We start from the raw sequence: 14,463 nt of genomic DNA, 5'->3' as shown, positions 1-14,463 counted from the left end.
TAATCGAAACAACAATGAGTTAAAAAACCCGGCCTGTTTCCAGACCGGGCTACGCTTATTCCACCGTAACCGATTTCGCCAGGTTACGCGGCTGGTCGACGTCGGTGCCTTTGATCAGCGCCACGTGGTAGGAGAGCAGCTGCAGCGGCACGGTGTAGAAGATTGGGGCAATCACCTCTTCAACGTGCGGCAGCGGGATGATTTTCATGCCTTCGCTGTCGCTGAAACCGGCATCCTGGTCGGCAAACACATACAGCAGACCGCCGCGCGCGCGCACCTCTTCGATGTTGGATTTCAGCTTCTCCAGCAGCTCGTTGTTTGGTGCCACCACAATCACCGGCATATCGGCATCAATCAGCGCCAGCGGACCGTGCTTCAGCTCGCCCGCCGCATAAGCTTCGGCGTGGATATAGGAGATCTCTTTCAGCTTCAGCGCCCCTTCCATGGCAATCGGATACTGATCGCCACGGCCGAGGAACAGCGCGTGATGCTTGTCAGAGAAGCCTTCGGCGAGATTCTCGATCACTTTATCCTGCGCCAGCATCTGTTCAATGCGGCTCGGCAGTGCCTGCAGCGCATGGACAATCTCATGCTCGGTGTCAGCGCGCATGCCGTGCAGACGGCCCAGCTTCGCCACTAGCATCAGCAGTACCGTCAGCTGGGTGGTGAATGCTTTGGTCGAGGCCACGCCAATTTCGGTGCCGGCTTTGGTCATCAGCGCCAGATCTGACTCACGCACCAGTGACGAACCGGCCACGTTGCAGATGGCCAGCGAACCGAGATAGCCCAGCTCTTTGGACAGGCGCAGCGCTGCCAGCGTATCGGCGGTTTCACCGGATTGCGACAGGGTGATCAGCAGGCTGTTTTTACGCACCGCAGATTTGCGATAGCGGAATTCGGAGGCGATTTCCACGTCACACGGGATGTTGGCCAGCGACTCAAACCAGTAACGCGACACCATGCCGGAGTTGTAGGAAGTGCCGCAGGCGATGATCTGGATGTGTTCCACCTGGCTCAGCAGCGTTTCCGCGTTAGCGCCCAGTTCGCTGAGATCAACAATGCCGTCATGAAAGCGGCCGGCCAGCGTGTTTTTGATGGCGTTCGGCTGTTCGTAGATCTCTTTCTGCATGTAATGGCGGTAAACGCCTTTGTCGCCGGCATCGTACTGCGCATTGGATTCGATCTCCGCGCGCTGTGCCTGGTTACCGTGGCGATCGATAATCGTCACTTCGCGGCGGGTAATTTCGGCAATATCCCCCTCTTCGAGGTAGATAAAGCGGCGGGTCACCGGCAGCAGCGCCAGCTGATCGGAAGCGATAAAGTTTTCGCCCACGCCGCGGCCAATCACCAGCGGGCTGCCGGAACGCGCAGCCACCAGCACCGACGGATCGCGGCTGTCCATGATCACCATGCCATACGCCCCGCGCAGTTGCGGGATCACCCGCAGTACCACTTCGCGCAGCGTACCGCCCTGTTTCTGCTCCCAGTGCACCAGGTGCGCCACCACTTCGGTATCGGTTTCGGAGGCAAAGCGGTAACCGCGTGCGATCATCTGCTCACGCAGCGGTTCGTGGTTCTCAATGATGCCGTTGTGCACAATAATAATGTGCTCTGAGACGTGCGGGTGCGCATTGGCTTCCGACGGCTCACCGTGCGTCGCCCAGCGGGTGTGCGCGATGCCGGTTCCGCCAATCAGCGGCTGCTGCTCCGCCGCTTCTGCCAGATTGGCCACTTTACCCAGACGACGCAACCGCGTCATGTGGCCCTGGCGATCGACAACCGCCAGACCGGCAGAGTCATAACCGCGATACTCAAGACGACGCAGCCCTTCCAGCAGAATTTCTGCGATATCACGCTGCGCTACTGCACCAACAATTCCACACATAGTAATTTCCTGACGTCATGGCTTTCGGCCATTGCGTTGTCATCTGACCTGATTGTTCCCCGAGCCTTGTAGAGAGTGGGGGATATCCCTTCCTATTCCAGGTTGCAGGTGCGTTAGCTGCCTGAAAACCGGAATATGTCGGGTTTTTAATACCGGGCCGATCTTTGCCGGCCCTGACATTTATTTTTTCTTAACCGGACGCTGCCAGCCAGACTTCTGATTTTGCTCTTTGCGGTTATAGACCAGATCGGCAGCGGTAACGTCTTTCATCACCGTCGTGCCGGCGGCGATGGTGGCGCCCGCCGCCACGCTGACCGGAGCCACCAGCTGGGTGTCCGAGCCGACAAACACGTTGTCGCCGATAATGGTTTTAAACTTATTGGCACCGTCGTAGTTGCAGGTAATGGTGCCGGCACCGATATTCACGCCCGCGCCAATCTCCGCATCCCCGAGATACGACAGATGGCCGGCCTTTGAGCCTTTGCCCAGCGTCGCTTTCTTCATCTCGACGAAGTTGCCGACGTGCGCCTGTTCGGCCAGTTCGCTGCCCGGACGCAGGCGCGCAAACGGCCCGACGGTGCAGGCGGCGGCCAGCGTGGCATCTTCAATCACCGAATAAGGGCTGATTTCGCAGTCATCGGCAATCACGCTGTTTTTAATGATGCAGCCAGCGCCAATTTTTACCCGATGGCCCAGCGTGACGTTGCCTTCAATGATCACGTTGGTATCAATATCGACATCACGACCGTGCTGCAGCGTACCGCGCAGATCGAAGCGCGCCGGATCGCGCAGCATGACGCCAGCCAGCAGCAGCTTTTCTGCCTGCTCGCGTTGATAAGTGCGCTCCAGGGTGGAAAGCTGCAGACGATTGTTCACGCCATCGGTTTCGCTGATACGCGCCGGGTGCACTGCGTTGATCACGCGGCCTTCCTGATGCGCCATGGCGATGATATCAGTGATGTAAAATTCGCCCTGCGCATTGTGATTGTTGAGCTGCGCCAGCCAGCGCTTCAGGTCGGCACCGTTGGCAATCAGGATGCCGGTGTTGATCTCCTGAATCTTTAGCTGTTCGGCTGACGCATCTTTTTGCTCCACAATGCCGGTGATGGTGCCGTTTTCACGCACGATGCGTCCGTAGCCGGTGGGGTTATCCAGCACCACAGTGAGCAGCCCGATGCCGCCTGCAGGTTTGGCGTCGCGCAGACGCTGCAGGGTTTCCTGGGCGATCAGCGGGACATCGCCGTACAGCATCAGGATATCTTCGTCATCGGCGAAGAACGGTGCCGCCTGCTGCATGGCATGGCCGGTGCCGAGCTGCTCCGCCTGCAACACCCAGTTCAGCGGATTATGCGCCAGTTTCTCCTGCAGCAATTCACCGCCGTGGCCGTAGACCAGATGCACCTGCTGTGCGCCGAGGCCGGTAGCGGCATCAATAACGTGTTGCACCATCGGTTTACCTGCCAGGCTGTGCAGCACCTTGGGCAGATCGGAATACATGCGGGTGCCTTTGCCAGCGGCGAGGATCACCACGCTCATTGCGCTTGTCGACATAACTATCCTGACTCAATTTAGCTTTCGAAAGTGTAAGGTTTACCCCTGAGATTACTACATTTTTCTCCGTGCGAAATTAGCGGAAGAGGATGAGCGGCGGTGAGTGGCCAGCACGGGTTGCCGGGGAGGACATAAGGTAAGGGCGTTGCGCCATTTTCGGTCGCCATAAATGGCGCCCCTACGGGGTGATTGTGCGGTTTTGGACAGCGTGCGCATTTATGCGTACCGACATTTGGTCGCCATGAATGGCGCCCCTACGGGGTGATTGTGCGGTTTTGGACAGCGTGTGCATTTATGCGTACCGACATTTGGTCGCCATGAATGGCGCCCACTAGCATAGCTATTCGTAGGGTGCGCATTTATGCGCACCGGCAGCAGGCAAAAAAAATGCCAGCCCGGGGGCTGGCATTTCGTGACGCATAAAGCCTGATTACATCGCTTTTTTGGTCAGCTCGATGACGCGCAGTTTCGCGATAGCTTTCGCCAGCTCCGCAGAGGCCTGAGCATAGTCCACGTCGCCGTGGCTGCTGTTCATGTGCTCTTCTGCTTTACGTTTCGCTTCCAGCGCGCGCGCTTCGTCGAGGTCTTCACCGCGAATTGCAGTGTCGGCCAGAACGGTCGTGCTGCCCGGCTGTACTTCCAGCACGCCGCCAGAGAGGTAGATATACTCCTCTTCGCCGTGCTGTTTAACGATGCGAATCATACCAGGCTTGATGGCAGTCAGCAGCGGGGCGTGGCCCGGGTAAATACCCAGCTCACCTTCGCTACCTGACACCTGGATACGCTGCACCAGACCGGAGAACATTTGCTGCTCCGCGCTGACCACGTCCAGATGATAAGTCATAGCCATACCACTCCTCCTGGGAAACCGTTATTACAGTTTCTTCGCTTTTTCGACAGCTTCTTCGATCGCGCCGACCATGTAGAACGCCTGCTCTGGCAGGTGGTCGAATTCGCCTTCCATGATGCCTTTGAAGCCACGGATGGTGTCTTTCAGCGTCACGTATTTACCCGGAGAACCGGTGAAGACTTCTGCTACGAAGAACGGCTGAGACAGGAAGCGCTGAATCTTACGCGCACGTGCCACCAGCAGTTTGTCTTCTTCAGACAGCTCGTCCATGCCGAGGATGGCGATGATGTCTTTCAGCTCCTGGTAACGCTGCAGCAGCGACTGAACGCCACGCGCGACGTCGTAGTGCTCCTGACCGACGATCAGCGGATCCAGCTGACGGCTGGTAGAGTCCAGCGGGTCAACGGCCGGGTAGATACCCAGTGACGCGATCTGACGGCTCAGCGTAACGGTTGAGTCTAAGTGAGCAAAGGTGGTTGCTGGTGACGGGTCAGTCAGGTCATCCGCAGGAACGTAAACGGCCTGTACGGAGGTGATTGAACCGGTCTTGGTGGAGGTAATACGCTCCTGCAGCACACCCATCTCTTCAGCCAGCGTTGGCTGATAACCTACCGCCGATGGCATACGACCCAGCAGTGCAGAAACCTCTGTACCGGCCAGGGTGTAACGGTAGATGTTGTCGATGAACAGCAGAACGTCACGGCCTTCATCACGGAATTTTTCCGCCATGGTCAGACCGGTCAGTGCTACGCGCAGACGGTTACCCGGCGGCTCGTTCATCTGGCCATACACCAGTGCTACTTTATCGATAACGTTGGAGTCCGTCATTTCGTGGTAGAAGTCGTTACCCTCACGAGTACGCTCACCCACGCCGGCAAAGACCGAATAACCTGAGTGCTCAGCCGCGATGTTACGGATCAGCTCCATCATGTTTACGGTTTTACCTACACCCGCACCACCGAACAGACCGACTTTACCGCCCTTCGCGAACGGACACATCAGGTCGATAACCTTGATGCCGGTTTCCAGCAGTTCCTGCGAGTTTGACTGATCTTCATAAGAAGGCGCTGCGCGGTGAATAGAGGAAACCTCTACAGCGCTGCCGTCTTCTTCTTTCAGGTCGCCTTTCATGTCGATTGGCTCACCCAGCACGTTCATGATACGGCCGAGTGTTGCTTTACCAACCGGAACCTGGATAGGTTTTTTCAGGTCGGTGACTTCCAGACCGCGCTTCAGGCCGTCAGAAGAACCCATGGCGATGGTACGCACCACGCCACCGCCCAGCTGCTGCTGAACTTCCAGCACCAGACGAGCATCACCATTTTTTACCTCGAGAGCGCTGTATACCTGCGGTACCGCGTCCTGAGGGAATTCGACGTCAACTACGGCGCCGATAATCTGGACAATCTTTCCAGCTGCCATCTTGAATCCTCTACCTAATACGAGAATATCCGGCCGCGCTCGCGCGACGGGATATATGCCTGGTTAAACCGCGGAGGCTCCCGAGACGATCTCGGTAAGTTCCTGAGTGATGCTGGCCTGACGAGCTTTGTTGTACACCAACTGCAGCTCTTTGATCAGGTTTCCGCCGTTATCGGTTGCCGCTTTCATGGCCACCATACGTGCAGCCTGCTCACTGGCCAGGTTTTCCACCACACCCTGATAAACCTGCGATTCGACATAACGACGCAGCAGGGTATCCAGCAGCGCTTTCGGATCGGGTTCGTACAGGTAATCCCAGGTCTTCGCCTTCATCTCTTCTTCACCTTCCGCTGGCGGTAACGGCAGCAGTTGGGTAATGGTCGGAGTCTGAGACATGGTGTTATTAAACTTATTGCTGACGATATACAGCTTGTCGATGCGGCCTTCATCATAAGCCTGCAACATCACTTTTACCGGGCCGATCAGGTCGGACAGCGCAGGCTTATCGCCCATGCCGGTAACCTGAGCCACGACGTTGCCACCTACAGAGCCGAAGAAAGAAACGCCTTTGGAACCGATAATCGCCAGATCGCTCTGCACGCCTTTATCAGACCAGCCTTTCATTTCTGCCAGCAATTTTTTGAACAGGTTAACGTTCAAACCACCACAAAGCCCGCGGTCAGTCGAAACGACCAGGTAGCCGACGCGCTTAACGTCGCGCTCATCCAGGTAAGGGTGCTTGTATTCCAGATTACCCAGAGCAAGGTGACCAATCACTTTGCGCATGGTATCTGCATACGGACGGCTGGCCGCCATGCGTTCCTGCGTTTTACGCATTTTGGAGGCGGCGACCATTTCCATCGCTTTGGTGATCTTCTGCGTGTTTTTCACGCTTCCGATCTTGGTACGTATTTCTTTTGCGCCGGCCATTAGCTTCTCCTCAAAGCCTTGCGGCCTGCCTTTTCAGACAAGCCGCCAGACATTACCAGGACTGGGTTGCTTTAAACGTTTCGAGGAGGCCTTTCAGCTTCTCTTCGATTTCGTTGTTGTAGTTACCCGCCTGGTTGATTTCAGCCATCAGCTCCGCGTGTTCGCGATCGGCGAACGCCAGCAGAGCGGCTTCGAAGCTGCCGATTTTCGCCAGTTCAACGTCGTTCAGGAAGCCGCGCTCGGCAGCGAACAGTACCAGACCCTGCTGTGCAACAGACATCGGTGCATACTGTTTCTGCTTCAGCAGTTCGGTCACTTTCTGACCGTGGCTCAGCTGTTTGCGCGTTGCATCGTCCAGATCGGAAGCGAACTGAGAGAACGCTGCCAGTTCACGATACTGTGCCAGCGCGGTACGGATACCACCGGACAGTTTCTTGATGATCTTGGTCTGTGCAGCACCACCAACACGGGATACCGAAATACCCGGGTTAACGGCTGGACGGATACCGGAGTTGAACAGGTTCGATTCCAGGAAGATCTGACCATCGGTAATCGAGATTACGTTGGTCGGAACGAACGCAGAAACGTCACCCGCCTGGGTTTCGATGATCGGCAGCGCGGTCAGAGAACCGGTCTGGCCTTTCACTTCACCGTTGGTGAAACGCTCTACGTAGTCAGCGCTAACGCGTGATGCACGCTCCAGCAGACGAGAGTGGAGGTAGAACACGTCGCCCGGGAATGCTTCACGACCCGGCGGACGGCGCAGCAGCAGAGAAATCTGACGGTAAGCAACAGCCTGCTTAGACAGGTCATCATACACGATCAGCGCATCTTCACCGCGGTCACGGAAGTATTCACCCATTGCGCAACCGGCATACGGAGCCAGGTACTGCAGCGCAGCGGATTCAGAAGCGGAAGCGACAACCACGATGGTGTTAGACAGCGCACCGTGCTCTTCCAGCTTACGTACCACGTTAGAGATGGTAGAGGCTTTCTGACCGATCGCGACGTAGACACACTTGATGCCAGAATCGCGCTGGTTGATGATGGCGTCGATGGCCATCGCAGTTTTACCGGTCTGACGGTCACCGATGATCAGCTCACGCTGGCCACGGCCGATTGGAATCATCGCATCGACAGATTTGTAACCGGTCTGAACAGGCTGGTCGACTGACTGACGGTCGATAACGCCTGGTGCAATCACTTCAACCGGTGAGAAGCCATCGTTGTCGATAGCGCCTTTACCGTCGATGGGTGCACCCAGGGTGTTAACCACGCGGCCCAGCAGGCCACGGCCAACCGGCACTTCCAGGATACGGCCAGTACACTTCACCTTCATGCCTTCGGCGAGGTCAGCGTACGGACCCATCACTACTGCACCTACAGAGTCACGCTCGAGGTTCAGTGCGATAGCGTAACGGTTGCCCGGCAGAGCAATCATCTCACCCTGCATTACATCGGCCAGGCCGTGTACGCGGATGATACCGTCACTTACAGAAACAATAGTACCTTCGTTGTGAGCTTCGCTCACGACATTGAACTGAGCAATGCGCTGCTTGATCAGTTCGCTGATTTCGGTGGAATTCAGTTGCATATGCTCCAGTCCCCTTAAGACTGCAAGACGTCTGCCAGACGGTCAAGACGGCCGCGCACGCTGCCATCAATCACCAGGTCACCCGCACGGATAACCACACCTGCCATTACAGACTTATCAATTTTGCAATTCAGCTTAACTTTGCGTGACAGACGTTTTTCCATCGCGGCGCTGATTTTACTCAGCTGGCTGTCACTCAGCGCACTGGCGGAGATCACATCAACTTCGGCTGTCGCTTCATAAGCGTCACGCAGTTGAATGAACTGTTCCAGTACCGCTGGAAGCGCTGTCAAACGTCCGTTCTCCGCCATAACCTTAATCAGGTTCTGAGCGTGTTCATCAAGTTGATCACCACAGACTGCGTTGAAAGAAGCAGACAAGGCTTCCGGTGCCAATGCACCGGAAAGGAGTTCTGCCATCTGTTCGTTGCGAGCCACTTCTGCGGCAAACGCCAGCATGGTCTGCCAGCGGTCGATACTTTGATGCTCAACAGCAAAGTCAAAAGCTGCTTTGGCGTAGGGGCGAGCTACAGTAATCAGATCAGACATCAGCCCCTCCCTCCTTACAGTTCAGCGACCAGTTTATCAACGATGTCGCTGTTAGCAGCTTCATCCACGGAACGTTCGATGATCTTCTCGGCGCCAGCTAAGGCCAGCAGCGCGACTTGCTTACGCAGCTCTTCACGTGCACGTGAGCGCTCGGCTTCGATTTCTGCCTGCGCCTGAGACACGATGCGGTTACGTTCAGTCTCAGCTTCAGTTTTGGCTTCGTCCAGAATCTGGGCACGGCGTTTGTTCGCCTGCTCGATAATGACCTGAGCTTCTTCTTTGGCTTTTTTCAGCTGGTCGGTCGCATTGGCCTGCGCGAGATCCAAATCTTTCTTCGCGCGTTCAGCAGAAGCAAGGCCTTCAGCAATTTCTTTCTGGCGCTTTTCGATGGCAGCCATAATCGGCGGCCATACGTACTTCATGCAGAACGCGACAAACAGGATGAACGCGATGGCCTGGCCGAGGATTGTTGCATTAATGTTCACAGCACAATGCCTCTTATTAAGTTAACTTGCTCTGCCGCTATCAGCGATAAACGGCAGAATCCGTTCCTCATCACACTGCGTGCCATGAGTGAACCACGGCTACAGGCTTTAGGCGACAGCAAACATCACGTAGAGACCCAGACCAACAGCGATCATTGGGATTGCATCCACCAGACCCATTACAACAAAGAACTGCGTACGCAGCAGAGGAATCAGATCCGGCTGACGCGCTGCGCCTTCCAGGAATTTACCTCCGAGGATGCCGATACCGATCGCAGCACCGATTGCCGCCAGACCCATCATCACAGCGGCAGCCATGTACAGCAGATCCATATTCAGGTTTTCCATGACAGTCTCCAGTTTGTTTCAGTTAAAAGCTAAGTTGTTGAGATAAAAATCAATGCTCTTCAGATGCCATCGACAGATAGACAATCGTGAGGACCATGAAAATGAAAGCCTGCAGCGAAATAATCAGGATGTGGAAAATGGCCCATGGCACATTCAGCACCCACTGCGACCACCACGGCAGCAGACCGGCAATCAGGATAAAGATCAGCTCACCCGCATACATGTTGCCGAACAGTCGCAGACCGAGCGAAACCGGTTTAGACAGCAGGCTAACACCTTCAAGAATCAGGTTGATGGGGATGAAGATCGGGTGATTAAAAGGCTGCAGCGTCAGCTCTTTGGCGAAGCCACCTACACCTTTCATTTTGATGCTGTAGAACAGAATCAAAATAAATACGCCCAGCGCCATAGACAGCGTGATGTTCACGTCTGCAGACGGCACGACGCGCAGCGCCGGCAGGCCCAGATAGTGCTCGCCGATAAACGGCAGCAAATCGATAGGCAGCAGATCCATGAAGTTCATCAGGAAGACCCAGACGAAAATCGTCAGAGCCAGCGGGGCGATAACTTTACTCTTACCGTGGTACATGTCGCGGACGTTGCTATCAACAAAGCCAACGACCAGCTCGATAGCCGCCTGCATTTTCCCTGGCACACCGCTGGTGGCACTTTTCGCCACTTTACGGAACAGCACCAGGAACACCAGTCCCAGTACAACAGAGAAAAACATGGAGTCCAGGTTTAACGTCCAGAACGTTGCTGGCGCGTCGTGTGCATTCACCAGCTCGAAAGTACGCAGGTCCATCTGAAGATGTGTCAGATGATGACCTATGTATTCCTGCGGCGTTGAGATCTCTCCTGCGGCCATGATGCCTCTTACCCTTTGTTGTTAATTACAGCCGGCGCGACGATTTGTACCACCAGCACCGATAACCAGGTGATTGCGAGTGGCCAGAAGACCGCTCCAAATCCACCTAACGCCACAACGAGAAAAACAACGGTGGCAAACACCTTGAGCACTTCACCAAAGGCGAAGCTCCAGGCGACACGCCCTTTTGCCGGAGTTTGATCCTGCAGGCGCCAGGCTAAAAACATAAACAGTACGTTTGGCAGCCAGGCTGCCGCACCACCCGCGATGGCAGAGGCGCCCCAGGTGACATCTTTCAGGGCAAACAGCGCACCGATTACGACAAAGGTCACCAGCTGGATCACCAGCACGGTTCGGGCTAATTTCACACTGTAAAGAGACACTGACATGACGCTTAACTCTCCTGCCCCGAACGGGGTATGTCGCGTGTCGTATAAGACTGCCTTTACTCTTTTGAGTCAAGCAGCAAAAGCCGTGCAAATTATACGGGCCGCACCTGCGATTTCAATCGGTAAGTAGCGAAAAGGTGAACAATTATTTAAATTTCTTTCTGGAGGGCTATTTTTCAAAACATCCGCTTCGGCCTGCCTGACGAAACAGGCTTGAAATTGCCCGGCAGACTTGCTTTTAAAGCGTGCTTCAGATCACATTATAAGCACCCCCGGCAGCGATAATTTGCTTTTTAACCCCTGCCGCGCAATTAATCAAACCCGTAATTTACTTTTCTATCAGTGAGATAGAATTATTGTTCCAGGATTAGCGCCAGATTTTCGATAAAAACACTCTATTGACATCACCCACCGCAATAAAAACGTAAAACTGATATTACGTCCGCCGATTTATTGCAGAGTTATATTTTCCGCCGTGATTATTCGGCACAGTAAATACAGCGGTTAAAGTGATGTAACTGATAATGAAATGTGAATTATTCGTTAAATGTAACAGAGGTTTTCGGATAATTTCCGCGGCGGATGTTAACCTGCTTCCCCTGCCCTGTTGAATAAAAGCGTTTATCGTGACGCGTTCAACCGCTGTTTTTTTAGCCGGCTGCTGCGCTAAGCCAAACGGCATGAATCACGATAAATCCACACCGTTTGCGCGACTATTGCCGCCTGATCACCACCAGATGACGCTCACCTTCCAGTTCCGGCACCCGCAGTGGCTCAATTTTTTCGATGGCGAAGCCGGCAGGCAGCGCGGCAATTTCGTCATCCGGCCTGACGCCTTTCAGTGCATAGAAGTGGCCTGTCGCGCCCGGCAGATGATGACACCAGTTCAGCATGTCCTCCAGCGACGCGAAGGCGCGGCTGATCACCCCGTCAAACGGCGGCTCAGCCGGGAACTCTTCCACCCGGCTCTGCACCGGCGTGACGTTAGTAAGCCCTAACTCATGTTGCACCTGACGCAGGAAACGCACGCGTTTCCCGAGGCTGTCCAGCAGCGTAAAGTGCGCCTGCGGGCGGACAATCGCCAGCGGGATCCCCGGCAGGCCCGGTCCGGTACCGACATCAATAAAGCGCTCACCCTGCAGGTGGGGTTCTACCACGATGCTGTCGAGAATGTGGCGCACCAGCATCTGCTGCGGATCGCGCACCGAGGTCAGGTTGTAGGCTTTATTCCACTTGTGCAGCAGTTCGACATAACCCACCAGCTGCTGTTTTTGCTGATCGGAGAGGGAAATGTTTGCCGCTTGCAGCAGCCGGGAGAGTTTATTAATCACGACGAGAATTCCATTAACAGGGGCGAGCATGCCCGCCCCGGGGGTCGATCAGGCGCTTTTACGCAGCAGGCCCTGTTTTTTCAGGTAAATCAGCAGAATTGAAATTGCCGCCGGCGTGATGCCGGAAATACGCGATGCCTGGCCAATGGAAGTCGGTTTGTGGTCGTTGAGTTTGGCGATCACTTCATTCGACAGTCCATTCACCTGGCGATAGTCGAGGTCGGCCGGGAGTAAGGTGTTTTCATTGCGCTGCTGGCGATCGATCTCCTCCTGCTGACGCGCGATGTAACCTTCATACTTCACCTGAATCTCTACCTGCTCTGCGGCCTGCTCATCCGCCAGCGCCGGACCGTAGCTCGGCAGCGACATCAGCAGTTCGTAGGTCATCTCCGGACGACGCAGCAGATCTTCCGCGCTGGCTTCTTTGGTGAGCGGCGCGCTGATTACCGTGTTCACTTCGCTGACGTTTTCAGACTTCGGATGCACCCACAGGTCACGCAGACGCTGACGCTCCTGCTCAATCGCTTCCAGCTTCTGGTTATAGCGAGCCCAGCGCGCGTCGTCGACCAGGCCGAGTTCACGTCCGGTTTCGGTCAGGCGCAGATCGGCGTTATCTTCACGCAGCATCAGACGATACTCGGCGCGCGAGGTAAACATGCGATACGGCTCTTTGGTGCCCAGCGTACACAGATCGTCGACCAGCACGCCAAGATAGGCCTGATCGCGACGCGGCGCCCAACCCTCTTTGTCCGCTGACTGACGCGCAGCGTTAAGGCCGGCCAGCAGCCCCTGCGCCGCCGCTTCTTCATAACCGGTGGTGCCGTTGATCTGGCCGGCAAAGAACAGGCCGTGGATAAATTTACTCTCCAGCGTCGGCTTGAGATCGCGCGGATCGAAGAAGTCGTACTCGATGGCGTAGCCCGGGCGCACGATCTTCGCGTTCTCCAGACCTTTCATCGAGCGCACGATCTGCATCTGCACATCAAACGGCAGGCTGGTGGAGATACCGTTCGGGTAGATTTCGTTGCTGGTCAGCCCTTCCGGCTCAAGGAAAATCTGATGCGCGTTACGATCGGCAAAGCGCATTACTTTGTCTTCAATCGACGGGCAGTAGCGTGGTCCGATCCCCTCAATGATCCCGGCATACATCGGGCTGCGATCGAGGTTATTGCGGATCACTTCATGTGTCTGCTCGTTGGTGTGGGTGATCCAGCATGGCACCTGCTGCGGATGCTGTCCGGCATGGCCCATAAACGAGAACACCGGCATCGGGTCATCCCCGTGCTGCGGCGTGAGCACCGAAAAGTCGATGGTGCGGGCATCGATACGCGGTGGCGTACCGGTTTTCAGGCGGTTTACGCGCAGCGGCAGCGCACGCAGGCGTTTAGCCAGCGGAATCGACGGCGGATCGCCTGCACGACCACCGCTGTAGTTATCGAGACCGATGTGGATTTTGCCGTCCAGGAAGGTGCCGACCGTCAGAACGACGGTTTTCGCCCGGAACTTCAGGCCCATCTGGGTCACGGCGCCGACAACGCGATCGTTCTCCACAATCAGATCGTCAACCGCCTGCTGGAAGATCATCAGGTTCGGCTGGTTTTCCAGCGCAGTGCGTACCGCCTGGCGATACAGTACCCGGTCTGCCTGTGCACGCGTGGCGCGCACCGCCGGGCCTTTGCTGGCGTTTAGTATCCTAAACTGGATACCGGCCTGATCGATCGCGCTGGCCATCAAACCGCCTAAGGCATCCACTTCCTTAACCAGGTGTCCTTTCCCGATGCCACCGATCGCCGGGTTACAGGACATTTGTCCCAGCGTATCAATATTATGGGTGAGTAACAGGGTTTGCTGACCCATTCGGGCAGCGGCCATCGCGGCTTCTGTGCCCGCATGACCACCACCGATTACGATGACGTCAAAAGGATCTGGATAAAACATGAAGTGGGTCCTCGTTAGTGTTCGGACAGGGATCGTTGCCCTGGGCGGTGGATTCTACTGAAATTCTGTTCAGGGCGAAAGTCGCGGGATCCTGCGGTTTAAAAGAAAGGATCTTAAGTCTTTTATATGATCTCTCTGTTAGATCTCTTATTAGGATCGCCCCTGGCTGTTGATAACCCGGAAAAGCGTTGTGGCAACAGAGGATTAGCGAGGATCGTTTACTGTGAATGATCGGTGATCCTGATCCGTATAAGCTGAGATCAACTTTGCTACTTATGCACAGCGTAAAAAAGCATCAGCGGTTGTTCTTTGGATAACTACTGG

General features: G+C 55.5%; 13 protein-coding genes. All 13 read right to left on the bottom strand.

Translation table 11 applies throughout. The annotated features are described in order from the left end of the window. Positions 1 to 55 precede the first annotated feature (55 nt). The 13 genes from glmS to mnmG all read right to left on the bottom strand — a co-directional run bounded on the left by glmS (position 56) and on the right by mnmG (position 14,139). Entirely contained in the window at positions 56 to 1,885 is a 1,830-nt protein-coding gene (gene glmS / locus AC6I79_RS00065; RefSeq protein WP_058775624.1) for a glutamine--fructose-6-phosphate transaminase (isomerizing), read from the bottom strand. Between the two features lie 180 nt (positions 1,886 to 2,065). Continuing rightward, a complete protein-coding gene (gene glmU / locus AC6I79_RS00060) occupies positions 2,066 to 3,436 on the bottom strand; it encodes a bifunctional UDP-N-acetylglucosamine diphosphorylase/glucosamine-1-phosphate N-acetyltransferase GlmU (RefSeq protein ID WP_031279605.1) in 1,371 nt (456 codons plus the stop codon). A 430-nt stretch (positions 3,437 to 3,866) separates the two neighbouring features. Continuing rightward, positions 3,867 to 4,286, bottom strand: coding sequence for a F0F1 ATP synthase subunit epsilon (locus AC6I79_RS00055; protein WP_021508191.1), 420 nt, complete (start codon positions 4,284 to 4,286; stop codon positions 3,867 to 3,869). A 24-nt stretch (positions 4,287 to 4,310) separates the two neighbouring features. Beyond that, positions 4,311 to 5,708 (bottom strand): F0F1 ATP synthase subunit beta, encoded by a 1,398-nt coding sequence (gene atpD, locus AC6I79_RS00050; protein ID WP_021508190.1) that lies wholly within the window; start codon positions 5,706 to 5,708, stop codon positions 4,311 to 4,313. 63 nt (positions 5,709 to 5,771) lie between these two features. Further along, positions 5,772 to 6,638: a F0F1 ATP synthase subunit gamma gene (atpG, locus tag AC6I79_RS00045; protein ID WP_021508189.1), complete on the bottom strand. Its 867-nt coding sequence runs from the start codon at positions 6,636 to 6,638 to the stop codon at positions 5,772 to 5,774. A 52-nt stretch (positions 6,639 to 6,690) separates the two neighbouring features. Then, positions 6,691 to 8,232, bottom strand: coding sequence for a F0F1 ATP synthase subunit alpha (gene atpA, locus AC6I79_RS00040; protein ID WP_021508188.1), 1,542 nt, complete (start codon positions 8,230 to 8,232; stop codon positions 6,691 to 6,693). Positions 8,233 to 8,246: 14 nt separating this feature from the next. Continuing rightward, a complete protein-coding gene (gene atpH / locus AC6I79_RS00035) occupies positions 8,247 to 8,780 on the bottom strand; it encodes a F0F1 ATP synthase subunit delta (RefSeq protein WP_021508187.1) in 534 nt (177 codons plus the stop codon). A 14-nt stretch (positions 8,781 to 8,794) separates the two neighbouring features. Next, positions 8,795 to 9,265, bottom strand: a complete 471-nt coding sequence (atpF, locus tag AC6I79_RS00030; RefSeq protein ID WP_021313757.1) for a F0F1 ATP synthase subunit B — start codon at positions 9,263 to 9,265, stop codon at positions 8,795 to 8,797. A 108-nt stretch (positions 9,266 to 9,373) separates the two neighbouring features. Then, a complete protein-coding gene (gene atpE, locus AC6I79_RS00025; RefSeq protein WP_003849523.1) occupies positions 9,374 to 9,613 on the bottom strand; it encodes a F0F1 ATP synthase subunit C in 240 nt (79 codons plus the stop codon). Positions 9,614 to 9,662: 49 nt separating this feature from the next. Continuing rightward, entirely contained in the window at positions 9,663 to 10,481 is an 819-nt protein-coding gene (atpB, locus tag AC6I79_RS00020; protein ID WP_031279833.1) for a F0F1 ATP synthase subunit A, read from the bottom strand. An 8-nt stretch (positions 10,482 to 10,489) separates the two neighbouring features. Beyond that, entirely contained in the window at positions 10,490 to 10,870 is a 381-nt protein-coding gene (gene atpI, locus AC6I79_RS00015) for a F0F1 ATP synthase subunit I (protein WP_021508185.1), read from the bottom strand. A 713-nt stretch (positions 10,871 to 11,583) separates the two neighbouring features. Beyond that, positions 11,584 to 12,201 (bottom strand): 16S rRNA (guanine(527)-N(7))-methyltransferase RsmG, encoded by a 618-nt coding sequence (rsmG, locus tag AC6I79_RS00010; protein ID WP_058758219.1) that lies wholly within the window; start codon positions 12,199 to 12,201, stop codon positions 11,584 to 11,586. 48 nt (positions 12,202 to 12,249) lie between these two features. Next, complete coding sequence (gene mnmG, locus AC6I79_RS00005; RefSeq protein ID WP_021508183.1) at positions 12,250 to 14,139, bottom strand: tRNA uridine-5-carboxymethylaminomethyl(34) synthesis enzyme MnmG; 1,890 nt, start codon at positions 14,137 to 14,139, stop codon at positions 12,250 to 12,252. Between the last annotated feature and the right edge of the window lie 324 nt (positions 14,140 to 14,463).

The organism is gamma proteobacterium symbiont of Scutellera amethystina (genome assembly GCF_059730845.1).
Note: the sequence above shows the minus strand (reverse complement) of the source record. Positions and strands in the feature narration are given on the sequence as shown.

Excerpts from the sequence above, each read along its gene's own strand:
- atpE (WP_003849523.1), bottom strand. The coding sequence starts at position 9,613 with ATGGAAAACCTGAATATGGATCTGCTGTACATGGCTGCCGCTGTGATG.
- atpD (WP_021508190.1), bottom strand. The coding sequence starts at position 5,708 with ATGGCAGCTGGAAAGATTGTCCAGATTATCGGCGCCGTAGTTGACGTC.
- atpI (WP_021508185.1), bottom strand. The coding sequence starts at position 10,870 with ATGTCAGTGTCTCTTTACAGTGTGAAATTAGCCCGAACCGTGCTGGTG.
- mnmG (WP_021508183.1), bottom strand. The coding sequence starts at position 14,139 with ATGTTTTATCCAGATCCTTTTGACGTCATCGTAATCGGTGGTGGTCAT.
- atpG (WP_021508189.1), bottom strand. The coding sequence starts at position 6,638 with ATGGCCGGCGCAAAAGAAATACGTACCAAGATCGGAAGCGTGAAAAAC.
- atpH (WP_021508187.1), bottom strand. The coding sequence starts at position 8,780 with ATGTCTGATCTGATTACTGTAGCTCGCCCCTACGCCAAAGCAGCTTTT.
- AC6I79_RS00055 (WP_021508191.1), bottom strand. The coding sequence starts at position 4,286 with ATGGCTATGACTTATCATCTGGACGTGGTCAGCGCGGAGCAGCAAATG.
- glmU (WP_031279605.1), bottom strand. The coding sequence starts at position 3,436 with ATGTCGACAAGCGCAATGAGCGTGGTGATCCTCGCCGCTGGCAAAGGC.
- atpA (WP_021508188.1), bottom strand. The coding sequence starts at position 8,232 with ATGCAACTGAATTCCACCGAAATCAGCGAACTGATCAAGCAGCGCATT.
- glmS (WP_058775624.1), bottom strand. The coding sequence starts at position 1,885 with ATGTGTGGAATTGTTGGTGCAGTAGCGCAGCGTGATATCGCAGAAATT.
- atpB (WP_031279833.1), bottom strand. The coding sequence starts at position 10,481 with ATGGCCGCAGGAGAGATCTCAACGCCGCAGGAATACATAGGTCATCAT.